The sequence below is a fragment of the Bosea sp. OAE506 genome, assembly GCF_040546595.1.
In the GTDB taxonomy this organism is placed as follows: domain Bacteria; phylum Pseudomonadota; class Alphaproteobacteria; order Rhizobiales; family Beijerinckiaceae; genus Allobosea.
Map to the genome: position 1 here is coordinate 894690 of NZ_JBEPOB010000001.1, position 26850 is coordinate 921539.

At 69.6% G+C, this 26850-nt stretch carries 23 protein-coding genes and 1 tRNA gene; 8 read left to right on the top strand and 16 right to left on the bottom strand.

What is annotated here, in order from left to right:
* Window positions 1-43: 43 nt before the first annotated feature.
* Both ABIE41_RS04305 and ABIE41_RS04310 read right to left on the bottom strand, forming a co-directional pair.
* Window positions 44-118 (bottom strand) — tRNA-Gly (locus ABIE41_RS04305).
* Window positions 119-231: 113 nt separating this feature from the next.
* Window positions 232-1320, bottom strand: coding sequence for a 2'-deoxycytidine 5'-triphosphate deaminase (locus ABIE41_RS04310; protein WP_192643568.1), 1089 nt, complete (start codon window positions 1318-1320; stop codon window positions 232-234).
* A gap of 196 nt (window positions 1321-1516) precedes the next feature.
* On the opposite strand from ABIE41_RS04310, the gene apaG reads away from it, so the two are divergent.
* A complete protein-coding gene (gene apaG / locus ABIE41_RS04315) occupies window positions 1517-1909 on the top strand; it encodes a Co2+/Mg2+ efflux protein ApaG (protein ID WP_192643569.1) in 393 nt (130 codons plus the stop codon).
* Window positions 1906-3081, top strand: coding sequence for an acetylornithine deacetylase (argE, locus tag ABIE41_RS04320; RefSeq protein WP_354191767.1), 1176 nt, complete (start codon window positions 1906-1908; stop codon window positions 3079-3081). The genes apaG and argE overlap by 4 nt, the downstream gene beginning before the upstream one ends.
* Window positions 3082-3099: 18 nt before the next feature.
* Here argE and ABIE41_RS04325 read toward each other — a convergent pair whose 3' ends face one another.
* Genes ABIE41_RS04325 through ABIE41_RS04340 form a run of 4 tightly spaced genes read right to left on the bottom strand, consistent with a single transcriptional unit; the run spans window position 3100 to window position 7058 of the window.
* Entirely contained in the window at window positions 3100-3819 is a 720-nt protein-coding gene (locus tag ABIE41_RS04325; RefSeq protein ID WP_192643570.1) for an HAD family hydrolase, read from the bottom strand.
* 26 nt (window positions 3820-3845) lie between these two features.
* On the bottom strand, window positions 3846-4871 hold the full coding sequence (locus tag ABIE41_RS04330; protein ID WP_192643571.1) for an Hsp33 family molecular chaperone: 1026 nt from the start codon (window positions 4869-4871) through the stop codon (window positions 3846-3848).
* The gene (gene argF / locus ABIE41_RS04335) at window positions 4871-5791 is read right to left on the bottom strand and encodes an ornithine carbamoyltransferase (protein ID WP_354191768.1); all 921 of its coding nucleotides are present in this window, start codon (window positions 5789-5791) and stop codon (window positions 4871-4873) included. The genes ABIE41_RS04330 and argF overlap by 1 nt, the downstream gene beginning before the upstream one ends.
* A 40-nt stretch (window positions 5792-5831) precedes the next feature.
* The gene (locus ABIE41_RS04340; protein WP_192643572.1) at window positions 5832-7058 is read right to left on the bottom strand and encodes an aspartate aminotransferase family protein; all 1227 of its coding nucleotides are present in this window, start codon (window positions 7056-7058) and stop codon (window positions 5832-5834) included.
* Window positions 7059-7622: 564 nt separating this feature from the next.
* Between ABIE41_RS04340 and ABIE41_RS04345 the strand changes: the two genes are divergently transcribed.
* The gene (locus ABIE41_RS04345; protein ID WP_192643573.1) at window positions 7623-8186 is read left to right on the top strand and encodes a GcrA family cell cycle regulator; all 564 of its coding nucleotides are present in this window, start codon (window positions 7623-7625) and stop codon (window positions 8184-8186) included.
* 69 nt (window positions 8187-8255) lie between these two features.
* Here the strand turns inward: ABIE41_RS04345 and ABIE41_RS04350 are convergent, their stop codons facing one another.
* The 5 genes from ABIE41_RS04350 to ABIE41_RS04370 form a co-directional block, all read right to left on the bottom strand.
* Window positions 8256-9305, bottom strand: a complete 1050-nt coding sequence (locus ABIE41_RS04350) for an amino acid ABC transporter permease (RefSeq protein WP_192643574.1) — start codon at window positions 9303-9305, stop codon at window positions 8256-8258.
* Window positions 9302-10465 (bottom strand): amino acid ABC transporter permease, encoded by a 1164-nt coding sequence (locus tag ABIE41_RS04355; RefSeq protein WP_354191769.1) that lies wholly within the window; start codon window positions 10463-10465, stop codon window positions 9302-9304. Before ABIE41_RS04355 ends, ABIE41_RS04350 begins: the two co-directional genes overlap by 4 nt.
* Window positions 10466-10607: 142 nt before the next feature.
* A complete protein-coding gene (locus tag ABIE41_RS04360; RefSeq protein ID WP_210320966.1) occupies window positions 10608-11639 on the bottom strand; it encodes an amino acid ABC transporter substrate-binding protein in 1032 nt (343 codons plus the stop codon).
* A 99-nt stretch (window positions 11640-11738) separates the two neighbouring features.
* Window positions 11739-12782: a GMP reductase gene (locus ABIE41_RS04365; protein WP_192643575.1), complete on the bottom strand. Its 1044-nt coding sequence runs from the start codon at window positions 12780-12782 to the stop codon at window positions 11739-11741.
* Between the two features lie 114 nt (window positions 12783-12896).
* Window positions 12897-13967: a DMT family transporter gene (locus ABIE41_RS04370; RefSeq protein WP_192643576.1), complete on the bottom strand. Its 1071-nt coding sequence runs from the start codon at window positions 13965-13967 to the stop codon at window positions 12897-12899.
* Between the two features lie 303 nt (window positions 13968-14270).
* On the opposite strand from ABIE41_RS04370, the gene ABIE41_RS04375 reads away from it, so the two are divergent.
* The gene (locus ABIE41_RS04375) at window positions 14271-15380 is read left to right on the top strand and encodes an AbrB family transcriptional regulator (protein WP_354191770.1); all 1110 of its coding nucleotides are present in this window, start codon (window positions 14271-14273) and stop codon (window positions 15378-15380) included.
* Here ABIE41_RS04375 and ABIE41_RS04380 read toward each other — a convergent pair whose 3' ends face one another.
* Window positions 15381-16553, bottom strand: a complete 1173-nt coding sequence (locus tag ABIE41_RS04380) for a glycosyltransferase (RefSeq protein WP_192643578.1) — start codon at window positions 16551-16553, stop codon at window positions 15381-15383.
* 180 nt (window positions 16554-16733) lie between these two features.
* Here ABIE41_RS04380 and ABIE41_RS04385 point away from each other — a divergent pair, with 180 nt between their 5' ends.
* Window positions 16734-17762 carry a glycosyltransferase family 2 protein gene (locus ABIE41_RS04385; RefSeq protein ID WP_354191771.1) on the top strand — a complete coding sequence of 343 codons (1029 nt, stop codon included), beginning with the start codon at window positions 16734-16736 and terminating at the stop codon, window positions 17760-17762.
* Between the two features lie 9 nt (window positions 17763-17771).
* On the opposite strand, the gene ABIE41_RS04390 is transcribed toward ABIE41_RS04385, so the two are convergent.
* Complete coding sequence (locus ABIE41_RS04390) at window positions 17772-20162, bottom strand: exopolysaccharide transport family protein (RefSeq protein WP_192643579.1); 2391 nt, start codon at window positions 20160-20162, stop codon at window positions 17772-17774.
* Window positions 20163-20245: 83 nt separating this feature from the next.
* Entirely contained in the window at window positions 20246-21334 is a 1089-nt protein-coding gene (locus tag ABIE41_RS04395) for an endo-1,4-beta-xylanase (protein WP_192643580.1), read from the bottom strand.
* Window positions 21335-21470: 136 nt separating this feature from the next.
* Between ABIE41_RS04395 and ABIE41_RS04400 the strand changes: the two genes are divergently transcribed.
* Window positions 21471-22730, top strand: a complete 1260-nt coding sequence (locus ABIE41_RS04400) for a lipopolysaccharide biosynthesis protein (protein ID WP_192643581.1) — start codon at window positions 21471-21473, stop codon at window positions 22728-22730.
* Here ABIE41_RS04400 and ABIE41_RS04405 read toward each other — a convergent pair.
* Window positions 22705-23595 (bottom strand): DUF6492 family protein, encoded by an 891-nt coding sequence (locus tag ABIE41_RS04405; RefSeq protein WP_192643582.1) that lies wholly within the window; start codon window positions 23593-23595, stop codon window positions 22705-22707. The two genes, ABIE41_RS04400 and ABIE41_RS04405, sit on opposite strands and share 26 nt — an antisense overlap.
* Entirely contained in the window at window positions 23592-24398 is an 807-nt protein-coding gene (locus tag ABIE41_RS04410; protein WP_354191772.1) for a WecB/TagA/CpsF family glycosyltransferase, read from the bottom strand. The genes ABIE41_RS04405 and ABIE41_RS04410 overlap by 4 nt, the downstream gene beginning before the upstream one ends.
* A gap of 420 nt (window positions 24399-24818) precedes the next feature.
* On the opposite strand from ABIE41_RS04410, the gene ABIE41_RS04415 reads away from it, so the two are divergent.
* A complete protein-coding gene (locus tag ABIE41_RS04415) occupies window positions 24819-25565 on the top strand; it encodes an SDR family NAD(P)-dependent oxidoreductase (RefSeq protein ID WP_192643583.1) in 747 nt (248 codons plus the stop codon).
* Between the two features lie 9 nt (window positions 25566-25574).
* Window positions 25575-26834, top strand: coding sequence for an allantoate amidohydrolase (locus ABIE41_RS04420; RefSeq protein ID WP_192643584.1), 1260 nt, complete (start codon window positions 25575-25577; stop codon window positions 26832-26834).
* Window positions 26835-26850: the final 16 nt, after the last annotated feature.

Sequence of the window (26850 nt, forward strand, 5' to 3'; positions counted from 1 at the left end):
TGTCGCCGACAGCGCGCCATCGCAGATCGTCAGGAGAGGATGTTGGAGCGGGCGATCGGGATCGAACCGACGACATTCAGCTTGGGAAGCTGACGTTCTACCACTGAACTACGCCCGCATGCGTCCGGCGCGGCATGTCGCACAACGCCGGAGCAGCGTGTTCATAGCGGCTTGCGGGGCGGGTGTCATCCGGGAAAAGCGGGGGACAGCCGCATCGCTGGCGAGGCTGGCTCAGTCGTGGAAATGCTTGGAGAGCTTCAGCGCCTGGCCCTGATAGTTCGACTTCAGCCCGGCGCCGTAGAGCGCGGCCGGGCGGCTCGCCATCGCCTCATAGACCAGCCGGCCGACGATCTGCCCGTCCTCGATGATGAAGGGCACGTCGCGCGAGCGGACCTCGAGCACGGCACGCGCGCCCTGCCCGCCGGCACCGCTATGGCCGAAGCCGGGGTCGAAGAAGCCGGCGTAATGCACCCGGAATTCGCCGACCAGCGCGTCGAAGGGCGTCATCTCGGCGGCAAAATCGGGCGGGACATGCACCGCCTCCTTGGAGGCGAGGATGTAGAACTGGCCGGGATCGAGGATGAGCGCGCGCGAGCCGTCGCTCGCGATCGGCTCCCAGAACTCCGAGGCGCGGTAGGCGCCGACGCGGTCGACGTCGATCAGCGCGGTGTGGTGCTTGCCGCGATAGCCGATCAGCCCGTCGAAGCCCGAGAGATCGACGCTGACGGCAACGCCGCCCTGGAAGGAGGGCTCGGCGGCCGTGACCAGCGTCTCGCGCTTGTGCAGTTCGCCGAGCGCGGTGTCATCGAGCTTCGTTTCGCCGGCGCGGAAGCGGATCTGCGAGAGACGCGAGCCCGAGCGCACCAGCACCGGGAAGGTGCGCGGCGAGATCTCGATGAAGAGCGGGCCCTCATAGCCGTCCTCGACCAGATCGAATTCGCGGGCGCAATCGGTGATGATGCGGGTGAAGACGTCGAGCCGGCCCGTGGAGCTCTTGGGATTGGCGGCGGCGCGCAGGCCGGCCGGCAGCTTCAGCCCCTCCATCAGCTCGGCGATGTAGACGCAGCCGGTCTCAAGCACCGCGCCGCGGGTCAGGTCGATCTCGTGCAGGGCGAGATCATCCAGCCGGCGCCGCACCGTGCGGTCGGGGCCAGGCAGGAAGCTGGCGCGGACACGGTAGGCCTTCTCGCCCAGGCGCAGATCGAGGCTGGCGGGCTGGATCTGGCCCTCGGCCGGCGGCTGGGCAAGTCGGATCGCCCCGGCCTCGACGAAGGCGCGGATGCAGTGGTCGGGCTGGATGCCGGGCTGGAGGGTCAGCATGCGAAATCCCGGAAGGACAATCGGTCACGCCTAGCGAAGCCGCGCGCAAAGGCCAAGCGCAGAGGCCGCGGCGAAGCGGCGGCGGCGCGGGTTGTCCACGCGAGAATGGCCGGCTCCGGCATTGACCCTTCCGCCCCGGCCTCGCTAACAAGTCAGCGGCCCGCCGGGCCGGGCGCATCAGGACGGAGCCGTCGCGATGTATCAGGCTGAGACGCAGGGCGTGCGGGTCACCGCTGTGCCGAGCTTCATGGAGGGCGAGTCCTCCCCGGCACAGGGCCGCTATTTCTGGGCCTATACGATCGAGATTCTCAATCTCTCGACGCGGACGGTGCAGCTGATGAGCCGGCACTGGTTCATCACTGACGGGCGCGGCGAGGTCCACGAGGTCCGTGGCGAGGGCGTCGTCGGGCAGCAGCCGGTGCTGCGGCCGGGCGAAAGCTACAGCTACACCTCCGGCTGTCCGCTGATGACGCCAGACGGCTCGATGCGCGGCTTCTATGCGATGCTGGCGGAAGACGGCACGATCTTCGATGTCGCGGTGCCGCTGTTTCCGCTCGATTCCCCTTATGTGAAGAAGGTCCTGCATTGACCCTGTCCTCCTCCACGGGCCAGCGCCTGGCGCCGCTCGACATGCTCGCCCGGCTCGTCGCCTTCGACACCGTGAGCCACAAATCCAATCTGGAGCTGATCGCCTTCGTTGAGGACTATCTCGCGGGCTGGGGCGTTGCCTCGATCCGGATTCCCAACGCTACGGGCGACAAGGCGGCGCTGTTTGCCACGATCGGCCCGCAGGACCGGGGCGGCATGCTGCTGTCGGGGCATACCGATGTCGTGCCGGTCGAGGGCCAGGCCTGGAGCCGCGACCCGTTCACGCTGCACATCGAGGACGGCAAGGCCTATGGCCGCGGCGCGGTCGACATGAAGGGCTTCATCGCGCTCGCCCTGGCCTTGGTGCCGGATTTCCTGGCGGCTAACCTGAAGACGCCGATCCACCTGTTCTTCTCCTATGACGAGGAGGTCACCTGCCTCGGCGTCGTAGACGGCATCGCCCGGATGGGCATCGACCTGCCCAGGCCCCGCGCCGTGATCGTCGGCGAGCCGACCTCGCTGGAGCTGGCCGATGCTCACAAGGGCATCCGCACCTTCTTCACGACGATCACCGGCGTCGCTGCCCATTCCTCCAAGCCGCATCTGGGGGCGAGCGCCGTCCATGGCGGCATCCGGCTCACCGCCGGCCTCGTGGCGATGGCCGACGAGCTGGAAGCCAACCCCGACGACAGCGGGCGCTTCGACCCGCCTTACGACACCGTCCATGTCGGCAAGTTCCATGGCGGCATCGCCCGCAACATCCTGGCCGATCGCTGCGACCTCTCCTGGGAGGTGCGAACGCTGCCGGGCTCCGATCCGCAGGATGTGCCGGCGCGCTTCGCCGCGCTGTCGCAGGAGGTTCTCGCCCGGATGCGCAAGACCGCGCCTGCGGCTGCGATCGAGACGGTGATGAGTTCGGATGTGCCGGGGCTGGCGCCCGATCCGGGCTCGGAGGCCGAGACGCTGGTGATGCGGCTCGCCGGCCGCAATCGCACCATCGCGGTCGCCTATGCGACGGAAGCCGGGCATTTCCAGCGCGCCGGACTGCCGACGATCGTCTGCGGCCCGGGCTCGATCGACCAGGCGCATCAGCCCGACGAGTACATCTCGCTGGAGCAGTTCGCCGCGGGCGAGGCCTTCATGCGCAAGCTGATGGCGGAGTGCCGGGGATAAGGTCCGCCCGGCGGCGATCTATCCGGCCGCCGCCTCCGCCTCGATCAGCCCGACGAGTTCGTCGAGCGCCGACAGACGGGCGAGGCGCCGGTAGCGCGGCGCACCGACCGGCTCCTCGGCGTGCTCCAGCGCCCAGGTGAGTTCGTGCGGGATGTGCACCGCCCAGGCGCCTGCGGCGAGGGCTGGCAGCACGTCCGACTTCAGCGAATTGCCGACCATCATCGCGCGTTGCGGGCCGTTGCCATGGCGCTCGAAGACGCGGCGATAAACCTCCGATGTCTTGTCGCTGACGATCTCGACGCCGTGGAACAGCTCGCCGAGGCCGGACTGCGCCAGCTTGCGCTCCTGGTCGAAGAGATCGCCCTTGGTGATCAGGACGAGGCGGTGGCTGGCGGCGAGCCGTTCCAGCGTCTCGCGCGCCTGCGGCAGGGTCTCGACCGGATGGGCCGCCATCTCGCGACCGGCGGCAAGGATCTCGCCGATGACGGAGGCCGGGACGGTGCCGTCGGTGATCTCGATCGCGGTCTCGATCATCGAGAGCACGAAGCCCTTGATGCCGAAGCCATAGAAGGCGAGGTTGCGGCGCTCGGCCTCGAGCAGCCGCCCGGAGATCTCGGCGGCGGCGCCATGGGCGCCGAGCAGGGCAACGAAGCGCTCCTCGGTCAGGCGGAAGAAGCGTTCGTTCTGCCAGAGCGTGTCGTCGGCGTCGAAGCCGATCGTGGTGATGGGGCGCGCCATCGGTCCCGCTCCCTTCGGCCGGCCGGTCAGGCCCCGGCGGACAGCCCGTCCTCGACCTCAGCCGGCGTGAAGACATAGCGCCGCGAGCAGAACTCGCAGGTTACGGCGAGCTGCCCATCATCGGCGACCATGGCGCCACGATCCTCCGGCGCGAAGCCCCGGAGCATGCCGAGCACGCGCTCCCGCGAGCAGCGGCAGTCCTCATGGACGAGGACCGGCTCGAAGACGCGGGCGCCGCGCTCGTGGAAGAGCCGGTAGAGCAGCCGCTCGCTCTCCAGCAGCGGATCGAGCAGTTCGTGATCCTCGACCGTCTCGACGAGCGAGCGCGCCTCGGCCCAGGCATCGTCGCTGATGCCGTCCGGATCCGGCGTGGTCAGGATTTCGTGACCTTGCGGCGCATCCCCGGGGTGGATGTCGGCGGCCCGCAGCCGGTCGACCGAATGCGGCATGAACTGCACAAGCAGGCCGCCGGCCCGCCACTGCCGGCCCTCGCCGGTAACGATCGAGCCGACGCCGAGGCGCACCCGGCTCGGGATCTGCTCCGACTGGCGGAAATATTGATGCGCCGCCTCCTCGAGGCTCTGGCGCGTCAGCGCCACGACGCCCTGGTAGCGGGTGGTGGCCGAGCCCTGGTCGACCGTCATGGCGAGGTGGCCCTCGCCGAGAAGCTCGCCCGTCGAGAGGCGGCCCGCGACTTCGGCCTCCGCCAGCCGCTCCGCGTCGAAATGGGCGACGGCGCGGTAGACGTCGGGCGCGTTGAAATCGACCACGAGCATCGAGATCGGCCCGTCGCTCTTGGTCTGGAGCTGGAAGCGGCCCTCGAACTTCAGCGCCGTGCCGAGCAGCACGGTCAGCGCCGCCGCCTCGCCGAGCACGCGCGCCACGGGCTCCGGATAGCCGTGCCGGGCGAGGATCGTGTCGATCGAGGCGCCCAGCCGCACGACGCGGCCGCGCACATCGAGATCGGGCACGGTGAAGGGGACGACGCGGTCGTCGAGCGCAGCCAAGCCTTCAACCGCGGAATGCCCCGCGCCGCTGTCGGTTCCATCCATCAGGCGGCAACCCCGCCGAAGCACCACGCGAGGATGCCCTTCTGCGCGTGCAGGCGGTTCTCGGCCTCGTCGAAGACGGCCGATTGCGGGCCGTCCATGACGGCATCGGTGACCTCCTCGCCGCGGCTGGCCGGCAGGCAATGCATGAAGATGGCGTCCTTTTCGGCCCGGCCGAGCAGCCGCTCGTCAACCTGGTAGGGCCGGAGCAGGTTGTGACGCGTGCCTTCCTCGTCGCCCATCGAGACCCAGCAATCGGTGATGACGCAGTCGGCGCCTTCGACCGCGGCCTCGGGCCTGGTGCTCAGCGAGAGCCGAGCGCCCTGATCCTTGGCCCAGGCGAGCAGGGCCGGCGGCGGCGCAAGCTCCTCGGGCGTCGCGATGGCGAGCTCGAAATCGAGCCGGCCGGCGGCGTGAATCCAGGAGGTCAGCACGTTGTTGGTGTCGCCCGTCCAGGCGATGCGCTTGCCCTTGATCGAGCCCTTGCGCTCCTCGAAGGTCATGACGTCGGCCATGACCTGGCAGGGATGCTGGCGCTTGGTCAGCCCGTTGATCACCGGGACGGTGGCGTGCTGGGCCATCTCGACCACGGAATCATGGTCGAGCATGCGGATCATGATGGCGTCGACATAGCGCGAGAGCACGCGGGCAGTGTCGGCGATGGTCTCGCGCTCGCCGAGCTCGATCTCGCGGCCGGTCACCATCATCGGCGAGCCGCCGAGTTCGCGGATGCCGACGTCGAAGGAGACGCGGGTGCGCAGGCTCGGCTGTTCGAAGACCATGGCGACGACCTTGCCCTCGAGCAGGCGGTCGCCGGCGGCCGCCGGGGTACGGCGGCGGGCCTTGATCTCCTCGCCGGCGCGCAGGATCGCGCGCAGCTGGGCTTCGGAGAAATCGGAGAGATCGAGGAAATGGCGCGTCACGGGCGCATCCTTCGCTTGCCAGATGGGGGCGTGGCCGGTGCTATTCGGCCGCGGGCCGCTTCAGCGAGGCCTCGACGGCACTCGCGGCGCGGTCGAGACGGGCGACCGCCTCGGCCACATCCGCCTCGCCGATGATCAGCGGCGGGAGCAGGCGCACGACATTGTCGCCGGCGCCGACGACGAGGAGACCCGCGGCGCGCGCCTCTGTGACGAAATCGGTGTTCGGCGTGTGCAGCTTGAGGCCGAGCATCAGGCCTTCGCCGCGGATCTCGGCGATGACCTGCGGGTGCTTGTCCTTGAGCTCGGCCAGCGACTGCTTCAGCCGCAGAGCGATCTGCCCGACCTTTTCGATGAAGCCCGGCGCCAGGACGACGTCCAGCACTGCATTGCCGACGGCCATGGCGAGCGGATTGCCGCCGAAGGTCGTGCCATGCGTGCCGAGCGTCATGCCCGAGGCGGCCTCTTCCGTGGCGAGGCAGGCGCCCATGGGGAAGCCGCCGCCGATGCCCTTGGCGATCGACATGATGTCGGGCGTCACGCCCGAGAGCTCATGAGCGAAGAACTTGCCGGTACGGCCGACGCCGGTCTGGATCTCGTCGAAGATCAGCAGCAGCCCCCGATCGTCGCACAGCGTGCGCAGGCCGCGCAGGCATTGCGGCGGCACCGAGCGCAGACCGCCTTCGCCCTGGATCGGCTCGATCATGATCGCGGCCGTCTCATCGGTGATCGCGGCCTCGAGCGCGGCATGGTCGCCGAAGGGGACCTGGTCGAAGCCGTCGACCTTGGGGCCGAAGCCTTCGATGTATTTCTGCTGGCCGCCGGCGGCGATCGTCGCCAGCGTGCGGCCATGGAAGGCGCCCTCGAAGGTGATGATGCGGTAGCGCTCGGGGTGACCCTTCGCGGCATGGTATTTCCGCGCCATCTTGATGGCGGCCTCGTTGGCCTCGGCCCCCGAATTGGCGAAGAAGACGCGCTGCGCGAAGGTCGCCTCGCAGAGGCGCCGCGCCAGCTTCTCGCCCTCGGGCATCGAATAGAGGTTCGAGGTGTGCCAGATCTTGCCGGCCTGGGTCGTCAGCGCCTCGACCAGATGCGGATGGGCGTGGCCGAGCGCGTTGACCGCGATGCCCGCGCCGAAATCGAGATAACGGGTGCCGTCGGCTGTGATCGACCAGGGTCCCTCGCCGCGCTCGAAGGCGACGGGCGCACGCGCATAGGTCGGCAGCAGGACGGAGGGGGCGGCGGAAGCGGAAACAGGGGTAGAGGCCATGGGATGCGATCCTCGCGACGGGCGATGGTGAAAACGGAGTGGCGCCGGACTGAAAACGGTGGTCCGGGCGAGACGGCGCCAGAAGGGAGGCAGCCGAATACGACCCGGCGACGACGTTATCGTCGCAGCCAGAGTCCGGTTTCTCGTCGCGCCGTCATTCGCATCGCTGCAAAGCCCTGATCCGCAAAACATAAGCGCCGCCCGAGAGGGCGGCGGCGTCGTGGTCGAACTATGCTAAAGGGCGCCGCCCCTGTCAATTCCGGACGGGCCCGGACCAGATTCCACTCGCTCCGACAGTGTTGCCGAAAGGATTCGGTTTCGGCCGGATCGGCGAATCGACTGGGGAAAAAGCAATTTCCGATTCGCCGACTCTTGTCGCCGAGTCAGGGTATCTTGTAGGGTCGGCTTCGTCAGATACGACATTTCGTGCGGCGACCCCAGTATCCGTCAGTTTCGACTGTCACGGCTTCCGTCTTTCGGCGGGCGCCGGGGATATCGGATTCCGCCACGATCCGCCCATAGGACGGCTCCGCCAAGGAGCCGGCCGAGAAGACAGGTGAGCCGATGAACGAAGCCGGAGCATGGACGGAAGAGCGCGTCGAGCTTTTGAAGAAGCTCTGGAGCGACGGGCTCAGCGCCAGCCAGATCGCCGCCGAACTCGGCAGCGTGACCCGCAACGCCGTGATCGGAAAGGTCCATCGCCTCGGCCTGTCCGGCCGCGCCAAGAACCCGGCCGCCGCAAGCACGCCGCGCACGGCTGCGCCCCGCAAGGCGCCGACGCGTTCGCCGAGCCATCCAATGGGCGGTCAGTCCTCCAATCCGGGCGCGATGACGCGCGGCGCTAACGCGCTCGCCCCGCAATATGCGCCGGAACCCGAGGCCGATACCGAGGCGGCACAGGCGCCCGCCCCGTCGGAGGATGTGGTGATTCCGTTCTCCGAGCGGGTCACCATCATGGATCTGCGCGAATACATGTGCCGCTGGCCCATGGGCGACCCGACGACGGCAGAATTCCGCTTCTGCGGCGGGCGCTCGCAGACCGGCATGCCCTATTGCAGCTATCACGCCCGCATCGCCTACCAGCCGGCCGCCGACCGCCGCCGCGACCGCAGCAAGGTCCGCGCCTGAACGCAGCGCCTGCGTCTGATGCAGAAAAGCCGGCCGCGAGGCCGGCTTTTTCGTTGAGCGGATGTCGCTTCAGCGATGCTGGCGCCGGCCCAGCATTTCGAGATGGCGGCTCCAGCGCGAGAGCGCGAAGCAGATCAACCAGTAGATCGAGCCCGAGAAGACATAGGCCTCCATGTTCATGCCGACCCAGGCGGGGTCGGCCAGCGAGGCCTGGGCGATGCCGAGCAGGTCGAGGATCGAGACGACGAGCACGAGCGTCGTGTTCTTCACCAGCGCGATGAATTCGTTGGTCATCGCCGGCAGCGAGATGCGCAGTGCCTGCGGCAGGATGATCAGCCCCGTCGCCTTCCAGTAGGTCAGGCCGAGCGCGGTCGCCGCCTCGCGCTGGCCGGGCGGCAGCGCCTGCAGTCCGCCGCGCACCGCTTCGGCCATATAGGCGGCGATGACGAGGCCGAGACCAATGACGGCGCGGGCCAGCCGGTCGATGCCGACGCCGCCGGGCAGAATCAGCGGCAGCAGGAGCGAGGCCAGGAAGATCACCGCGATGATCGGCACGCCGCGCCAGAACTCGATGAAGAGCACGCTGACCAGCCGGACCACCTTCAGCTGCGACTGGCGGCCGAGCGCGAGCAGGATGCCGAGCGGGATCGCGATTAGGCTGGCATAGACCGAGATGAACAGGGTCAGCATTAGCCCGCCCCATTCGCGCGTCTCGATCCAGCGCAGGCCGAACCCACCCGCGAGCAGCCAGATGCCGAGCGGCGGCAGGACGATCAGCGCCGCGATCGCCGCCTTCAGTCGAAGGCGCGGCGGCGCGAAGACGACGGCGGCGGTGGCGAGGGCGAAGAGGAGGCCGGCGAGATCGGCGCGCCAGCGCTGATCCTGCGGGTAGAGCCCGTACATGAACTGGCCGAAGCGGGCCTTGACGAAGACCCAGCAGGCCCCGCCCGTCACGCAGTCGGCCCGCGTCGTGCCGCGCCAGCTCGCATCGACAAGCGCCCAGCGGATCATCGGGATCGCCAGCCACGCGATCGCTGCCGCCAGCAGCAGCGTGACGACGGCCGTGGCGGGCGTGCCGAACAGGCGCTGGCGCCAGAGCGAGGTGGAGGCCGCGCTCATCGCGTCACCAGGGCGATGCGGGCGTTGTACCAGTTCATGAAGGCCGAGACGGCCAGCCCGATGACGAGATAGACGGCGAGCGTCATCGCGATGATCTCGATCGCCTGGCCGGTGTTGTTGAGCGCCGAGCCCATGAACAGGCTGACCACGTCGGGATAGGCGATCGCCGCGCCGAAGGACGAGTTCTTGAGCACGTTGAGATACTGGTTGGTCAGCGGCGGGATCATCACGCGCAACGCCTGCGGGATGGTGACGAGCCGCAGGATGCGCCCCGGGCGCAGGCCGAGCGCGGCGGCAGCCTCGGTCTGGCCGCGCGGCACGGCCTGGATGCCCCCGCGCACGATCTCGGCGATGAAGCCCGCCGTGTAGGTGACGAGCGCCGCCAGCAGCGCGACGAATTCGGGGATGACGACGAAGCCGCCGCGGTAGTTGAAGCCGCGCAGCACGGGCACGTCCCAGCCCGTCGCGAGGCTCGCCCAGGTCACGGCGAGAGCCGGCAGCACCACGACGAGCCCAAGGCCGATTGCCAGAACCGGCGCGTCCTGCCCCGTGCGCTCCTTGCGGCGGCGGGCCCAGGCGGCGACCAGCGCCTGGGCGATCCAGGACAAGAGGATCGCCGCGACCGCCCAGCGGAAGGTCACGGGCGCCTCCGGCAGCGGGATGGTCAGGCCGCGATTGTTGAGGAAGGCGACGCCGAAGAGGCTGACACTGTCGCGCGGCGCCGGCAGGGCGGCGATCACGCCGAAATACCAGAACAGCACGAAGAACAGCAGCGGGATGTTGCGGACGAACTCGATATAGGCACCGGCGACGGTCGAGAGCAGCCAGTGCGAGGAGAGCCGCGCGATGCCGACGAGGAAGCCGAGCGCGGTGGCCAGGACCATGGCGACGACGGTCACCAGCATCGTATTGGCGACGCCGGCCCAGAACAGGTCGAGCACCGTGCTGGAGCGGGTGTAGCCCGTCAGCACGAAGGGCACGTCGATGCCGGAATTGCGCCAGAGGAAGTCGAAGCCCGAGGCGATGCCCGCCTTGACCATGTTCTCCGAGGCATTGCGCACGAAGAACACGGTCAGGGCCACGAGCCCGAGCAGCAGCGCGGCCTGATAGACCACGTCGCGCACGCGCTTGTCGTTGAGGAGGGCGAAGGCTCTGGTCACGAAGCGGCGCCAAGGGATCGTTGGGCGTCATTCTCGGGCGCAGCGACGCTGCGACCCGAGAAGCTCATGACGCGGAGGCTGGTTTCCGAGATGGTCGGGTCAAGCCCGACCATGACGAGAGGCACTCACTGGCGAGGGGCTCTCACTGGAAGGGCGGGGTGAAGAGCAGGCCGCCCTTGGTCCAGAGCTGGTTCTGGCCGCGCTCGAGCTTCAGCGTCGAGCCCATGCCGACGGTCCGCTCGAAGCTCTCGCCGTAGTTCCCGACCTGCTTGATGACGTTGTACATCCAGTCGTTCGACAGGCCCATCATCGCACCGAAATTGCCCTCGGCGCCGAGCAGGCGGCGGACTTCCGAGTTCTTCGAGCTCGACTTCATCTGGTCGACATTGGCAGAGGTGACGCCGAGCATCTCGGCCGCGATGGTGCCGTTCAGCACCCAGCGCACGATCAGCTGCCAGCGCTCGTCGCCCCAGCGGGTGACGGGACCCTGCGGATCGTTCGAGATCGGCTGGGTCAGGATGATGTGGTCGCCGGGGACCTTGAGCTTGACGCGCTGGCCGGCGAGCGCGCCGACACCGGCGGTGTAGGCGTCGCAGCGGCCGGCGTCATAGGCGGCGATGGCGTCGTCGTTCTTCTGGAAATTGGTGATGGTGACCTTGAGGTTGCGCTCGAGGAACCAGTCGGAGGCGTTCTTCTCTTCGGTCGAGCCGGCGGCGACGCAGACCGAGGCGCCGTCGAGATCGGCCGCGCTCTTGGCGTTGGTCGCCTTGCGGACGATGAAGGTCTGGCCCTCGTAGAAGTTGATGCCCTGGAAGTTCAGGCCGAGCGAGGCGTTGCGCGAGAAGGTGATGGTCGAGTTGCGCGAGAGCAGGTCGACCTGGCCCGACTGCAGGATCGGCCAGCGCTGCTGCACCGAGGTCGGCGTGAACTTGACCTTCTTGGCATCGCCGAGGACGGCAGCGGCCAGCGCCTTGCAGTAATCGACGTCGAGGCCGGTCCACTCGCCCTTGTCGTCGGCGAAGGAGAAGCCGGGCAGGCCGAGATGCACGCCGCATTCGATATGGCCGCGCGCCTTGATCGCATCGAGCGTCGGGCTCGGGGCGAGCTGCTGGGCGCTCGCCAGGGAGGCGCTCGCCGCCAAAGCGGCGGTGGCCGCCAGAACTGTCTTCATCATCGTCGTCTCTCCCCCGGGCCCGTTGCGGCCTTCGGCTTCTCGAAGGGCGCGACTATGCAACAGCCGGGCCGGCGGCGGTAGAGCGGGACACGGCGTTTTTCAGCTGCCGAAGACGGTATTCAGCTGGCTGCCGACCATGATGAAGGTGGTGCGCTTGGGCACCTCCTTGAGCCGGACGGCGCCGATATAGGTCATCGCCGAGCGCACCCCACCCATCAGCTCCTGCATCGTGCCCTCGACCGGGCCGCGATAGGGCACCTCGACGGTCTTGCCCTCGGAGGCGCGGTATTTCGCGACGCCGCCGGAATAGCGCTTCATCGCCGTGTCCGAGGACATGCCGTAGAAGGTCATGCCGACGGGAACCTTCTCGCCGTCGCGCTCTTCGTAGCGAATGTCGCCCTCGCACTCGTCATGGCCGGCGAGCATGCCGCCGAGCATCATGAAGTCGGCGCCGGCGCCATAGCCCTTGGCGAGGTCGCCCGGCACGGTCACGCCGCCATCGCCGCAGACCAGGCCTTTCAGCCCATGGGCGGCATCGGCGCATTCGATGATCGCCGACAGCTGCGGATAGCCGACTCCGGTCATCTTGCGAGTGGTGCAGACAGAGCCGGGGCCGATGCCGACCTTGACGATGTCAGCGCCGGCCAGGATCAGCGCCTCGGTCATGTCGCCGGTGACGACATTGCCGGCCATGATCACCGCGTCGGGATACTCGTCCCGGGTCGCCTTGACCGTCTCGACGAACTTCTCGGTGTAGCCATTCGCGACGTCGAGACAGATCTTGCCGATCGGCGACTGGGCGTGGACGCGGGCGAGCTTGTCGTGGTCCGCCTCGGTGGTGCCGAGCGAGAAGAAGGCGTTGGCCGATTCCGGCTCGCGGAAGAAGGCGGCGAGCTCCTCGGGTCCGTAGTGCTTGTGCAGCGCCACCATGGCGCCATGGCGGAACAGGGCGCGCGCCATCTGCATGGTACCGACCACGTCCATGTTCGCCGCGATCAGCGGGAAGCCGGTCCAGTCCCGCCCGGTATGGGCAAAGCGGAAGGAGCGGAAGACATCTACCTCGGCGCGGCTGCCCAGCGTCGAGCGCTTGGGGCGGATCAGGACGTCGCGGAAATCGAGCTTCGGGTCGTTCTCGATGCGCATGGGCGGCTCCTTCGCGTCGGGTCTGCACGCGCGCGAGTGAGGCCGGATCGGGCCCGCGTGCGCCGATTCATAACCCCGGCGACGGGCGCGGAGCAATCCGCGGGCGAGCGGTCGTCAGGGCGTGGCCGGCTCGCGGGGGAGGGTGCGCGCGTTCTTGCGGATGGTGTAGAGCGTCGCGCCCACCACGATGCCCGCGCCGATCCAGGTCGAAAGCGCCGGGATTTCGGCGAAGAAGACGAAGCCGGTCAGGCTCGCCAGGATCAGGCGGCTGAAGTCGAGCGGGGCGAGCGCCGCCGCCTCGCCGACCTGGTAGGCGCGGGTGATCAGCCATTGCCCGGCCGTGCCGAACAGGCTGAGCACGATCAGCCAGAACCATTGGTTGGCATCGGGCGGGACCCACCAGAGCCAGCTCGGGATGGCGAGTGCCGCAATCATCACCATGCCCTGCCAGATCAGGATCGTGTCCGTGCGCTCGGTCGCGGCCAGCATGCGGACGCTGACGGTGATGCCGGCGTTGAGCAGCGCGCCGGCGACCGCGAGCAGGGCGAAGGCATCGAGGCCGTCGCCACTCGGCTTCAACATAACGAGCACGCCGAGGAAGCCGATCACGGTCGCGATCCAGCGGCGGGCGTCGACGACCTCCTTCAGCACCATGACGGCGGCGATGGTGACGAAGAGAACCTGGCTGAAGCCGATCGCCGTCGCCTGCGCCAGCGGGATCTGGATGACGGCGGTGAAGCCGCACAGCATCGCGGTGAGTGTCAGGACGCTGCGGACGATCTGCAGGCCCGGCCGGCGTGTGCGCAGCATCGGCCGCAGGCCGCCGCGCGAGACCGCGAGCAAGACGAGGCTCATGACGACCTGGCGGATGAGCAGGATCTGCACCAGCGGGATCACGCCGCCGACATGCTTGATGGCGCCGACCATCACCGCATAGACCAGCAGCGCCGCCATCATATAGGCCGAGCCACGCAGATTGGGGCTCGCGGCGCCCCACCAGTGCGTAAGGCGCGCCCGCCCGGAGTGCAAGGCACCGACCGCTGCGGCCGGCTCGAGCGTGAGGGGCGGCTCTCGGCTTGCGACAGGCTCCGCCATGTCGAGGATGCGCGGGGGTGGCTCGATCTCGGCCGAACCCTCGCCCTGCGCCGGGCGATCCGTGCGCCCGGTCTGCCGTTCTTCGCTCATCGCCCTCGACCGTCGGCCTCGGGCGTCGAGGCCCGGCCGGGTGTTCCCCCGCAAGAGTGATCGATGAAATCGCGGAGTCGCGCCAGAGCCGGTCGCACATGCCGGGGTTGTGTCGCGGCGATGCGCCGGATCGGCAGATGCGGCATGTCCAGCGCGGACTTTCGCACCCCGCCCCTACGGTCTAGGAGGTGCACCGCATCGCCACGACGCCGGAGCTTGCATGTCAGCCCCTTCCCGATCCGCTGTCCCGGGCCTGTGCCCGGCCGTTGCGCCGGGCGTTGCGAAGCGGGCGGGCCGCCTTCGGTGAGGACCCTGCTGAGCGATTTCGCCTCGGGTGTGCGCGGGCTGCATCCGACCCGCTTTCCCTATCGGCGCTTCGCGCTGGCGCTGCTGATCGGCGGGCTGGGCGGCTATCTCTTCGTGCTCATGCGCCTGCCCCTGCCCTGGATGCTGGGCTCGATGGTGGCCTGCACGGCCGCCGCGCTGCTGCGCTGGCCGGTGGCGGCGCCTTCCGTGATCCGCCCGCCGATGACGATGGTGATCGGCGTCATGCTCGGCGCCGGCTTCAAGCCCGAGGTGATCGCGCAGCTGCCGAACTGGCTGCCGACGCTGGCCGGGCTCGTGCTGTTCATGATCACCTGCGCCCTCGCCTGCGTCGCCTATTTCCGCAAGGTCGCGGGATTCGACCCCATCACAGCCTTCTTTGCGGGGATGCCGGGCGGGCTGATCGAGATGGTGACGCTCGGCGAGGAGAAGGGCGGCGATGCCCGCATCATCGCGCTGATCCACTCCGCCCGCATCCTGCTGGTGGTGATGACGCTACCCTTCATCGTGCAGTGGATCGGCGGGGTGCCGATCGGCGGCAACCGCGTCGCCGGGCCTTCCGTGTTCCAAACGCCGCTCTCGGCCGAACTCGTCCTGCTCGCCTGCGGTGTGGCCGGGATCGTGCTGGGCGAATGGCTGCGTCTGCCGGCGAAGTTCCTGCTCGGGCCGATGATCGTCAGCGCGATCGTGCATGTTTCGGGCCTGAGCGACTCCGTGCCGCCCTTCGAGATCGTCAACGCCGCCCAGCTCATCCTCGGCATTACCATCGGCTGCCGCTTCGTCGGCACATTGCCGCGCACCATCCTGCGGGTGCTGGCCCTCTCGGCCGGCTCGACGGTGATCCTGCTGTCGCTGACGCTCGCCTTCGCCTGGCTGGTGGCGAAGGTCTCGGTGCACGGGCATGTGCCGCTGATCCTGGCCTATTCGCCCGGCGGCCTTGCCGAGATGAGCCTGATCGCGCTGGCGCTCCACACCGAAGTCGCCTTCGTGGCGGCCCACCACATCGTCAGGGTCTTCCTGGTGATGATCAGCGCCGGGCCGCTGTTCGGCTTCACGATCGGGCGCGGCCCCGCAAAGCCGGCCGAATAGTCAGCCCCGCGCCGCCGCGAGACCGCGCTCCAGCCCCTCCGCCAGGGCCTGGCGCTGGCGATCCAGAAAAGCGGCCCCGTCGAGGCGCTGGCGATCCCCGGCGCGGATGACGGCGAGCCGCGCGACAAGCTCGTTTGCAAAGGCGCGCGGATCCTCGGCCTGCGTGACATTGGCCGGCATGGCCGAAAAGCCGCGGCAGGAGAGCGGGGTTGCAACCGCCGGAAGGCCGAGCCCGAGCGCCTCGACCGTCTTGAGCTGCACGCCGGTGCCCGCGCGGCTGGTCAGCGCGACGATGCGGCAGGAGCGCAGGAAGGCGTCGGCCGCCGGGACCCGCCCGAGCAGGCGCACCCCGCGCGGGGCCGCCGCCATACCGGGCGGCAGCCGGCCGGCGACAGCGACCGTGACGTCCGGCGGCAGGTGCGGGCAGACCTCGCGCAGAAACCAGTCGAGGCCGATAAAATTGGGCGTCCAGGTCCAGGTGCCGATCAGCCCGACATCATGGGCCGGCTCCGGTTCGGCGATCGCGGGCGTCTCCGGCGTTGCCGCGACGGGGAGGAGCGGCAAAGCGGCCGAGCGCGCCGCCAGCGCCGGCCCGAGCGCGGCGCGATCCTCCTCCGCCAGGGTCCAGACGAAGCGGCAATCCCGCCAGAGCCGCCGCTCGATTTGCTCCAGCAGGCGCGCCTCGCGCCGGTAGAGCCGCCGCAGGACCGGGTTGCGGGCGTGGGCGGCGCTCTGACGCGCCGAGACATGCTCGATATTGTGCTCCACCAGCAGGCAGGGCGCGAGCGAGAGCAGCTCCGGGAAGGCGCCGGGCAGCATCACGGAATTCAGCACGATGGCGTCGAAGGGGCCTTCGGCGCGGACCACCTCGACCAGCCGGCCGGCGCCTACGAGGCGCAGCTTGGCGCAGGCCACCGGCAGGCGCATCCGCAGGGCGGCGGCGATCCAGCGCAGGCGCGTGGCGGGGGACGCCACGGCATTCTCGATCTCGGTCTCGGCGATGATGCGGGAGCGGTCTGGATCGGCAGGCACCTCGCCCGGGCGCAGGAAGCCGAAGGCGGTGACCTCGTGCCCGGCCTCCCGCAGGGCGTCGAGGATCGCGGCATTGGCGATCTCGAAGCCGGTGTCGGGCCGGGCGACGGGAACCAGGGCGGTGAGAAAGGCGAGACGCAAGGGAAGAAGCCCGGCCGGAGAACACGGTGCGGCGCGCACCGCATCGGCAGCAAGGCCTCTCCCGCGGGCGCGGGTCAAGCGCGTCGAACGAGCATGACCAACGCTTTATGGCCGCAGTCCCCCGCCGATCCGGCCATCGCGATCACGGAACCTTAAGCGCGGCCGGCGATGATGGAGGGCATGAATGCTCTCGACCCGATCCACGACCGCGCCATGCCGCTCTTCACGACGCCTGAGCCCTTCAGCGTGCTGGCGGCCTCGCCCACGGCTTCGCTGGCGGGTGTCGAGAGCGTCGTCTGCGTGCCGACCTTTCGCCGGCCCGACCTGCTCGAGGCGACCCTGCGCTCGCTCGCGGCCCAGCGGGGCGGGCATGATTTTGCGGTCATCATCGTTGAGAACGAGGGCACGGAACAGGCTGGTGCGCAGCGCGCCGCCTCCCTGCTCGCGCAAGGGCTGTTCAAGGGGCTCGTCATCGTCGAGCCGCGCCAGGGCAACTGCAAAGCCTACAACGCCGCCTGGCGCTGCGCGCTGACGCGCTTTCCGGCGCTGCAGCAGGTTCTGGGCATCGACGACGACGAGACGGCGACGCCGCTCTGGCTCGATGCCTTCCTGAAGGCCGCGCGCAGTGCGCCGGCCGAGCTGTTCGGCGGCTCGGTCACGCCTGAATTCGAGGATTCCTCGCGCGCCTGGCTGTCCGCCCACCCGGTCTTCCGCTCGCATTACGAGACCTCGGGGCCGGTACCGATCCTGTTTTCGAGCGCCAATTACCTGATCCGACGGACGGTGCTGGAACGGCTGGGATATCCGTTCCTGAATGAGGCGTTCGACTTCACCGGCGGCGGCGACAGCGACTTCTTCGCCCGTGCCCGCGCCGCCGGCTTCCGCTTCTGGTGGGTGCAGGAGGCGGCGCAACGCGAGACCATGCCGTCGCGGCGCAGCGAATTCGGCTGGATCCAGGCGCGGGCCCTGCGCAACGGCGCGATTTCGGCCGCGATCGAGCGGCGGCAGCGGCCGGGGCCGCCCGGCCGGCTGCGCGTGCTGGCCAAGTCGCTCGCGCTGCTGGGCGCCAGCCTTCCACGCGGCCTCGCGCTCGGCCTGAAGACGGGGTCTGCCGTGATCGGGCTCTATCACGCGCAGGTGGCGACCGGGCGCCTGCTGTCGGAATTCGGCGTCGCCAACGAGCAGTACCGCAAGCCCGAGACAAACTGAGCGCGGCGATCAGGCCTCGTTGACGACGAAGCCGCGCAGCTTTTCGGCATGCTCGCCCAGCGCTGCCGTCGCGCTGGCGAGGTCGCTCTCGCCGACCGCCCCCTCGCGCAGGACGAGAACGATGTCGTCGGCGACCTCGGCGAAGCGCAGCGCCAGACCATCCGTGCCGACCGCGCCGCCATCGACCACGATCGGCCCGAAGCGGCGGGCCTTGTCGAGGAAGCCGCCGCCGATCTGCGCGGTGGTGACCTCGTCGGCCCGGCCCGTCCGCGGCAGGAAGAACAGGCCGGTGCCCTCGTCCTGCAGCGCCGCCCGAACCAGCCCGACCTTGCCGGTGACGACGTCGTGCAGGCCGGACTGCGCCTCGGGCGCGTAGATCCGCGTCAGCGAGTCATCGCCGAGGCCGGCATCGACCAGCATCGAGGGCAGGCCGGCCTGGGCCGCATCGAGGGCGAGGTTGAGGGCGAGCGTCGAGGCGCCCGCATCCGGCCGCAGGCCGAGCACGAGGATACGCCGGCGGTCGCCGCCGGAGGTCTGCGCCACGAGCGCCGTGCGCACAGCCCGGACCGCCTTGGCGAAGCCGGCATTAGGCTTGTCGAGCACATCGACCAGATGTGCCTTCGCCTGGAAGACGGAACGGACCTCGCCGTCGTCACGGCGCCAGCGCCGATGGCGGACGGCAGGCAGGGTCGCCAGCAGCGGGGCGGCCGCGGTGCGCAGCAGATCGGGCACGCGCTCGGCCTGCCCACCAGGGATCGCGACGAGCCGGCGCCAGCCGGCCTTGGCCGCGACAGGACGCGTCGCGACGACCGGGGCCAGAGGCACCGCCATCAGCGGCGCCGAGACGGGCTTCGATTCGGCCGGAGCAGCGGCGGCTGGCGGCTGGCTCGTTTCGGTCTCGTCGGCCTGCCGGGCCGGGCGCCGCAGCGGAGGCATCGGGCCGAACAGGGCGAGCCCGAGCGCCAGCGCGACGCCGGCCCCGCCGCCGGCGACGCCGCCCAGCAGAGCCAGCGTGCGCCGGCTGATGCCGCTCTTCTCGAGCGGCGGCATCGCCGCGCCGATGACGCGGGCATTGGTCGTGTCGATGCCGGCGAGCTCGCCGGTCTCTCGGGCGCGGCGCAGGAAGGCGTCGTAGACGACGCGCGAGGATTCGACCTCGCGCTCCAGCTCACGCAGCTCGACCGAGGCGCGGCCGGCCGCATATTGCGTGGCGGTGAGCTGGTCGACGCGGCGCGCGATCTGGCGCTCGGATTCGACCGCGCGATCCAGCTCGACCTTGGCGGAGCGCGAGATCCGCGACAATTCGTCGGAAATCTGGCGCCGGGCGTCGCGGGTCTGGGCCTGGGCGGCGGCGAGCGCCGGGTGGCGGGCGCCGAGCGAGGCGAGCAGGTCCGCCTCCTTGGCCAGCGCCGCACCGAGCTGGGCGCGCAGCGCCGTCATGGTGTTGGAGGCGACCGCCTCGGGGATCGCGCCGGCCTCGATGCCGGCCGGGCGGGTGGCGATGATCTGGTCGTATTTGGCCCGCGCCTCGGTGACGCGGGTGCGCGACGCGACGAGCTGAGCGTTATTGAGGGCGAGCTGCTCCTCGGTCATCGAACGGCCGGCACCGACCCCGACGATGTTGTTGGCTTCCTTGTAGCGCTCGGCCTTGTCCTCGGCCGTGCGCAGGCGGTTGCGCAGCTCCTCGAGGCGCGAGGTCAGCGAGGCGGTGGCGCGCTGGGCGGCCTCGGCACGGACCTTGGCCTGGTTTTCGAGATAGGTTTCCGCCAGCGCATTGGCGATGCGGGCGGCCTTGGCCGCCTCGCGCGAGGTGACCGAGATGTCGATGACGAAGGTGCGCTCGCCGCGGCGGACGCTGACGTTCCGGTCGAGGGCCGCCAGCGCGTAGACGAGCCCGTCATGATCGGGCGCGCCGCTCTTCGGCAGCCAATCGGCGAGCAGCCGGCCCAATCCCGATTTCGGGGCCTCGCCGCCGAATTCGGGGTCCTTGTCGAGACCTTCGCTCCAGACCACCGGCGTCTTGATGCTGTCAGACGCGATGATGCGGGCCTGACTCTCGAGATAGCTGGTGATCGAGGTCGGGTCGCCGCCGGTGGCATTGGGCGAGACCTCGTTCTGGAGCACGCGCAGGTCGCGCGGGTCGATGAAGAGCTGGGCGGTCGAGACGTATTTCGGGGGCACGAGCAGGCTGGCCAGCCCCGCCAGGACGAGGCCGAGAACGGCGCAGAGCAGGATCAGCCCCTTGCGGGCCCAGAGGGTGCGGAACAGCCAGGCAGGATCGGTAAGCTTTGCCATGACGGCCGGAACCGCCGCAGGCACGGCCCGGCGCTCGCAGCGATCTCGCCTCGGCTCCGGCTCGCTGACGGCGGTCTCGTTGGTGAACATGACGCTACGCTTCACTCTTCAAGTCCTCGCCGGACACCGGGACGGGGGCGTATCGGTACGGGCAGCTCGTCTTCATGGTCCTGTCTTGGCGCAGGCACTCAGCTCTGGCCGCGGCGATAGCGGTCGAGAACCGCCATCATCGGTTTGGGCCGGAAGTCGACATCCAGCGGCAGCGGCCGGGCCTTGGCCCGGTCCTGCCGCGGGAAGGTCTCGTGGATCCAGGAATAGCGGTCGCTCAGGCCCCAGGTGACGATGGCTCGGGGCCGGCGGACCGAAACGATCGCGTTGAGGAAGGTCCCGACCAGGCTCGCGGCGGCGCGGTCGCGCGTCGCGGCGTCGGCGGGCAGCTTCCAGTCGATGACGTCGAGCTCGGTGATCTCGACGTCGAGATCGAGCTTGCCGATCTCGACCATGAAGTTCTGCAAACCGTCGATGTCGAGCGGGCGGTCGGCGTAAAGATGAGCCTGCATGCCGATGCCGTGGACGGGGATGCCCTTGTCCTTCAGCCGGCGGCAGAGATCGAGCGCGATGCGGCGACGCGCCGCCGTGCCCTCGCCCGGCTCCTCGAAGTTGAAATCGTTCAGCACGAGCCGCGCCTTCGGGTCGGCCGCGGCGGCGGCCCGGAAGGCGATCTCGACATGGGCGGGCCCGAGCAGGCGCTGCCAGATGGTGTCGCGCATCGGCTCGCCGGGCAGGGGCTCGAAGCGGATGACCTCGTTGACGACGTCCCAGGTCGCGATCTTGCCCTTGTAGCGGTCGACCACGGTGCCGATGTGCTCGACGAGCTCACGCTCGGCCTCGGCCCGGCTGGTCATCTCGCGGGCCCAGGGCGGCAGCGCCTCGCCCCAGAGCAAAGCATGGCCGCGCAGCGCCTGGCCGTTGCGCTCGGCGAAAGCGACGAGTTCGTCGGCGCCCGAAAAGTCGAAGCGGGTGCGGTCATGGCGCAGCGTCTCCCATTTCAGGTCGTTCATCGGCACGATCACGTCGCAATAGCGCTTCAGCGCGTCGCGATAGCGCGGATCGGCGCGGAAGGTCTCGATCTGCGCGGCCGAGCCCAGGGGAATGGGCTGGGCCGAGGTCAGGCCGGCGGCACGCGCGAAACCGGTCGACGCCAGACCCGCGGCGGCGACCAGCGCGCCGCGCCGGGTCAGGCCATCGATGTCTCGATCCGGATCGGGCTGTCGCATGGGCGGGGACGGTTCCGTTTCGTTTAGGGTCGTTCAACGCCTGTCGGCTAGGGTCGCGCCTCGACGCCGTCCGGAAGAGGCAGAAGCCGGGCCAGACGGCCCCGGGCGCACCCTCCGCGCCGCGAAGACGGATTTCATGCTGCCAGACCGCGCCGCCATTTTCGCCTACCTCACCATCCTGAGCGGCTCAGCCGGCCGGCTCGTGATCTCGCTTGTCTACTTCCTCATCGTTGCGAATACGTTGACCCTCGGCGAATTCGGTCTGTTCGCAACGGCTTCGGCCACGGGCCTGATCCTGTCGCGCATGCTCGCCTTCGGCTTCGTCTCGCCGGTCTACCGGGTCGCGACGGTGAAGCCGCGGCTGCTGGGAACCTATCTGGCCGGCTTCGCGGCGCTCGCTGCGCTCTCGCTGCCGGTGATCGCGGCGGCCGCCATGCTGGCCTATGTCTTCCTCTTCGCGGACAGGCTCGGGGCGCTTCCCTTCGCGCTGATCCTGGTGGCGGAGATTCTGTGCTGGCGGCTCGTCGAGGTCGTTGCCATCGTCAACAACGGGCTGCGGCGCTTCCGCCAGGCGGCCCTGCTCGTCATCATCGGCTCGTCGCTGCGCACCGTCGCCGCGCTCCTGTTCGCGGCGTTCGGCCGGCACAGCCTCGAAATCTGGGCCATCGCCTATCTGGTGGCGACGACGGCGACACTGAGCCTGGCGCTGATCTTCTTCCTGCCGCCGATGCGGCTGCGTTTCGTCCGTCGGCTCTATCCGCGCCGCATGGCGGACGCCGTCTATGCCGGCGCGGCGGAGATCGTCTTCTATGTGCAGGCCGAGCTCGACAAGCTCCTGATGCTGGCGCTGGCGGGGGAGCGGGTCGCCGGGCTGTACGCGATCGCCATGCGGGTCATCGACCTCACCGCCATGCCGGTGCGCAGCTTCAACCAGATGCTGGTCCAGAAGATCATGAAGGACCGCGGCCTCGCCGGCGGGGCAGGCCGTCTGGCGCTGGTCGAGGCCGGCATCGCCGTGATTTCGGTGGGCGGGCTCGTCGCCGTGATCGTCGCGCTGCAGCCCTTCCCCGGCCTGCTCGGCCGAAACGTCGCGGAAGCCTCGTATCTCTTCCTGCCGCTGCTGCTGGTGCCGGCCTTCCGCAACCTGGTCGAGTACCATGCCGAGCTGCTCTATGCGCGCGAGCGCACCGGCTCGCGAATCGCGCTGCTCCTGGCGATCACAGGGCTGAAGGCTGCGCTGCTCTCCTGGGCGATGCTGCGCTTCCCGGCCAACGAAGCCTGGGCGCCCTGGCTCAACCTCGTTTTCGGGGCGGTCTATGTTCTCTCCGCGGCCGTGACCTACCGGCTGCTGGCGCAGGCCGGCGGACGGGTCACTGCGTCTCGAACAGCGCCCTGATCGTCTCGACCGGTTCGCCGATGAACGACTGAACGCCGACGGCGACCTGCCAGGGCTCCAGCACTTCCTCGAAAGAGCGCAGGCTCTCGATCGCGCCGGCCTCGCCGCCCCAATAGACCTTGCAGAGTTCGCGCGGGTCCGGCCAGTGCCGGGCCTGGTCGAGCCCCAGCACGCGTTCGACGAAATAGCCGTAGATCATGTATTCCGAGAAGCCGCGCCGCGAGGCGATGGCACTGACCCATTCGCGCCCGCTCATGCGCTCGACATGGGCCATCAGCGCGCGGACATTGTCGCGGCGCCAGCTCACCATGTTGTTGATGTAGTCCGGGCTCGGAAAATCCGGCGCGGGCAGGCCGAGCAGCCCGGCGGCGCTGTCGCACCAGCCGCGGTGCTCGAGCATCCCGGCGGCGATGCCGTCGGGCTTGCGGTAGAGCCGGACGCCGTCCTGCGTCGCGAGGCTGGCGACGTCGAAGGGTCGCAGGAAGAGCATGTCGGAATCGGCGAAGAGGACGACGTCCTCGTCGCTCTTCAGCGGCAGGGCAAATTTGCGCAGCTGCTGGGCATGCCACCCCCGCAGCGGCGGCACGCCGCGCAGCAACGCGCGTGCGCCGGTCCAGACGCGGCGCCGGCCGAGGCTGAGGGGGTCGGGCCAGGATTTCAGCCAGCCCGGCAGCAGCTCGGATTCGGCGATGACGCGGCGTCGCGGGCCTTCGAGCGGGCGAAACAGGGCGACATCGGCGTCCTCGACGAGGAGATAATGCGCCGCATGGCCGGTGACGAAGCGGTCGATGCTGGCGCAGAGCAGCCGGCAGCGCTCGACATCACCGGCATAGCTCGGCGTCGCGATGGCGAAGCTCAAGGTCACCGCGTCGGCCTGCCCGTCCGCAGGCGCTGACGCAGGAGGCGCAGCAGGAAAAGCGGGTTTCCAAGGATGTAGCGGCGCCAGAGCCGGCCGGGCTCACACCAGAGCCGGTAGAGCCATTCCAGCCGCGCCCGGCGCCAGGCTTCGGGCGCGCGCGGCACTTCGCCGGCGAGAAAATCGAACAATGCGCCAATGCCGGCGGCCACCGCGGCGTGCTGAGGCCCGAGCGCCTCGGCGATCCAGCGCTCCTGGCGGGGATTACCGAGCGCGACGAGCAGAAGATCGGGCGGGGCGGCCGCGAGATCAGCCAGCATCGCGGCTTCGCGGGCCGCGTCGAAGAAGCCGTCGCCGACGACACGGAAGGCGTGGCGAGGGTAGCGCTGCGCCAGCGCCCGGGCCGCCCGCTCGGCAACGCCGGGCTTGGCGCCTAGCAGGCCGACGCTCAGGGAGCGCGGCTCTGCCTCCAGCAGGGCGGGGATGAAGTCGGTGCCGTTGAGATTGGCCGGAAAGGGCACGCCATGGAGCAGCCAGCCGCCGAGATCCACACCGATGCCGTCCGTGAGGACGAGGAAGCCCGACAGCAGCCGCAGCAAAGCGGGATCGTCTGCGGCGATATTGACGAGGTTGGCGTTGCAGAAGGCGAGCTTGACATGCCGCCCGGTTCTCATCGCCTCCGACAGCTCGGCCAGCGCACCAGCGCGGGTCAGCACGGCGACGCCGATGCCGCCGATGTCGCGCTGCACGATGCCGGTCGGCCTCGAGGGCGGGGCCGGAACGTTGCGGGGAAGGGTCAGGCTGGCGGTCACGGGTCGGTCGATCCGGGGCAGGTCCGTCGGCGGCGTCTCGCACCGGTTGCCGGCGCCCTTTGGTCATGACGCAATGCGGGCGGGAATCAAGGCGAACCGGGCAGGGTGGTGAACGGCGCCTTCCGCCGATCCGCGAGCGAAGGTCCGTCGCGGAAGCCGCTGAAATCACGCCCTGTTCCGGAACGGGGCGTCGGCGGAGCCCCGGTTTGCGGGGTGCGTCGCGCCCTGTGCGGGATCGGCACGGGACCAGCCCCTGCGTCCCACTTCGGAACGGCCCCCGCCACGGCGGCGCGTCGGCCGTCATGCTTAACGAATCCTTGCAGCCCCTGCACCGGCAAGGCCCCGGCCTCGCCGCCGGCGACCTTGTCCCGGCGGCCTTCGACCCACTAGGGTGCGCGTCCAACGAGTCAGGGGCCGACAATGAACCAGATCGATCTGCAGGGAAGAACCGCCATCGTCACCGGGGGCGCCCAGGGCATCGGCCGTGCCGTCGCAGAGCGCTTCGCGGCCAGCGGCGCCCATGTGGAGATCTGGGATCTCGACGCTGCTCTCGCGGCGAAGACGGCGGCCGAGATCGGCGGGACGGCAACCGGGCTCGGAATCGACGTCACGGATGCGGCGGCGGTGAAGGCCGCGGCCGACGCGCTGGAGGCCAGGCAGGGCAGCGTCGACATCCTCGTCACCAGCGCCGGCATCGCCGGAGCCAATCTGAAGACCTGGGAGTATCCGCTCGACGAATGGGCGCGGGTGATGAAGCTCAATGTCGATGGCACGCTGCATTGCTGCCAGGCGGTAATCCCCGGCATGATCAAGCGCAATTACGGGCGTCTCGTGCTGGTCGCCTCGATCGCCGGCAAGGAGGGCAACCCCAATGCCTCGGCCTATTCAGCCTCGAAGGCGGCGGTGATCGCGTTGACCAAGTCGCTCGGCAAGGAGCTCGCGACGCAGGACATCGCGGTCAACTGCATCACGCCCGCAGCCGCCCGCACCCGCATCTTCGACCAGATGACGGAGGAGCACATCGGCTACATGCTCGCCAAGATCCCGCGCGGACGCTTCCTGCTGCCCGAAGAGGTCGCCTCGATGGTGGCCTTCCTGGCCTCGGCCGAGAACAGCTTCACCACCGGCGGCGTCTTCGACCTGTCGGGCGGCCGGGCGACCTACTAGGACCGATCGATGGCCGCCTCGCTTCCCTCCGCCGCCGTCCTCGGCGCGCGTGCCTTCGCCGCTCTGCAGGGCCTCAACCGCTTCTCCGACGAGCCCGGCAAGCTGACGCGGCTCTATCTCTCGCCAGCCCATCGGCAGGCGGCGGAATGGACGAAGGGCGCGATGGAGGTCGCGGGGCTGACCGCCTTCATCGACGCCGCCGGCTCGGTTCAGGGCCGGCGCGAAGGGCCGGTGCCCGGCGGGCCTGCCGTGATGATCGGCTCGCATATCGACACGGTGAAGGATGGCGGGCGCTTCGACGGCAATCTCGGCGTCGTCGCCGGAATTCTTGCAGCGCAAGCCCTGCGCGACGCGGGGATCGTCCTGCCCTTCGCGCTCGAGGTCGTGGCCTTCGGCGACGAGGAGAATGTCCGCTTCCCGACGCATCTCTCGACCTCGGGTGCGCTGGCGGGCGATTACGACCCGGCCTGGCTCGACGCGCGCGATGCGGACGGTGTCCGGCTCGCGGATGCGCTGGTCGCCTTCGGCGGCGACCCCGGCGGCATCGCCGGGCTGGCGCGCAAGCCGGGATCGGTGAAGGCCTATCTCGAGGTTCATATCGAGCAGGGGCCGGTGCTGGAGGTCGAGAACGAGGCCGTCGGCATCGTCACAGCGATCAATGCCCAGCGGCGCGCCCGCGTCCGCGTGACGGGCGAGGCCGGCCATGCCGGCACCGTGCCGATGGCGCTGCGCAAGGATGCGCTGACGGCAAGCGCCGAGATGGCGCTGGCGCTGGAGGGGATCGCGGCCGGGCACGAGCAGGCCGTCGGCACGGTCGGCGTGTTCCAGGTCGAGCCCGGGGCGGCCAATGTCGTGCCCGGTGCGGTCTCCTTCACCGTCGACATCCGCTCGCCCCGCGACGAGACGGTCGCGGCGATGGAAGCCATCGTCCGGGAGCGCTTCGCCGACATCGCGGCGCGGCGCGGGGTGGGGCTCAGCATCACCACCTATACCAAGGCGTCGGCGGTTCCGATGGATCCGACGCTGCAGGACGCGCTCAGCACCGGCATCGCGCGGATGGGCGTCAATCCCACGCCGCGACGCCTGCCCTCGGGCGCGGGTCACGACGCGATGGCGATGGCCGCGCTCTGCCCGGCGGCGATGCTGTTCGTGCGCAACGAGAAGGGCATCAGCCATTCGCCCCTGGAGGCGATGACGGAAGCCGATGCCGGCATCGCGATCCGGGCGCTGCTGGAGGCGATCCTGGAGCTGGCGCGGCGCGAGGCCTGATCGCGATCAAGGCGGG

Bases quoted from the DNA above. Each gene is read 5' to 3' on its own strand.
- ABIE41_RS04310 (WP_192643568.1), bottom strand. From the start codon at position 1,320: ATGCTGACCCTCCAGCCCGGCATCCAGCCCGACCACTGCATCCGCGCC.
- apaG (WP_192643569.1), top strand. From the start codon at position 1,517: ATGTATCAGGCTGAGACGCAGGGCGTGCGGGTCACCGCTGTGCCGAGC.
- ABIE41_RS04325 (WP_192643570.1), bottom strand. From the start codon at position 3,819: ATGGCGCGCCCCATCACCACGATCGGCTTCGACGCCGACGACACGCTC.
- ABIE41_RS04330 (WP_192643571.1), bottom strand. From the start codon at position 4,871: ATGGATGGAACCGACAGCGGCGCGGGGCATTCCGCGGTTGAAGGCTTG.
- ABIE41_RS04340 (WP_192643572.1), bottom strand. From the start codon at position 7,058: ATGGCCTCTACCCCTGTTTCCGCTTCCGCCGCCCCCTCCGTCCTGCTG.
- ABIE41_RS04345 (WP_192643573.1), top strand. From the start codon at position 7,623: ATGAACGAAGCCGGAGCATGGACGGAAGAGCGCGTCGAGCTTTTGAAG.
- ABIE41_RS04350 (WP_192643574.1), bottom strand. From the start codon at position 9,305: ATGAGCGCGGCCTCCACCTCGCTCTGGCGCCAGCGCCTGTTCGGCACG.
- ABIE41_RS04360 (WP_210320966.1), bottom strand. From the start codon at position 11,639: ATGATGAAGACAGTTCTGGCGGCCACCGCCGCTTTGGCGGCGAGCGCC.
- ABIE41_RS04365 (WP_192643575.1), bottom strand. From the start codon at position 12,782: ATGCGCATCGAGAACGACCCGAAGCTCGATTTCCGCGACGTCCTGATC.
- ABIE41_RS04370 (WP_192643576.1), bottom strand. From the start codon at position 13,967: ATGAGCGAAGAACGGCAGACCGGGCGCACGGATCGCCCGGCGCAGGGC.
- ABIE41_RS04385 (WP_354191771.1), top strand. From the start codon at position 16,734: ATGAATGCTCTCGACCCGATCCACGACCGCGCCATGCCGCTCTTCACG.
- ABIE41_RS04395 (WP_192643580.1), bottom strand. From the start codon at position 21,334: ATGCGACAGCCCGATCCGGATCGAGACATCGATGGCCTGACCCGGCGC.
- ABIE41_RS04400 (WP_192643581.1), top strand. From the start codon at position 21,471: ATGCTGCCAGACCGCGCCGCCATTTTCGCCTACCTCACCATCCTGAGC.
- ABIE41_RS04415 (WP_192643583.1), top strand. From the start codon at position 24,819: ATGAACCAGATCGATCTGCAGGGAAGAACCGCCATCGTCACCGGGGGC.
- ABIE41_RS04420 (WP_192643584.1), top strand. From the start codon at position 25,575: ATGGCCGCCTCGCTTCCCTCCGCCGCCGTCCTCGGCGCGCGTGCCTTC.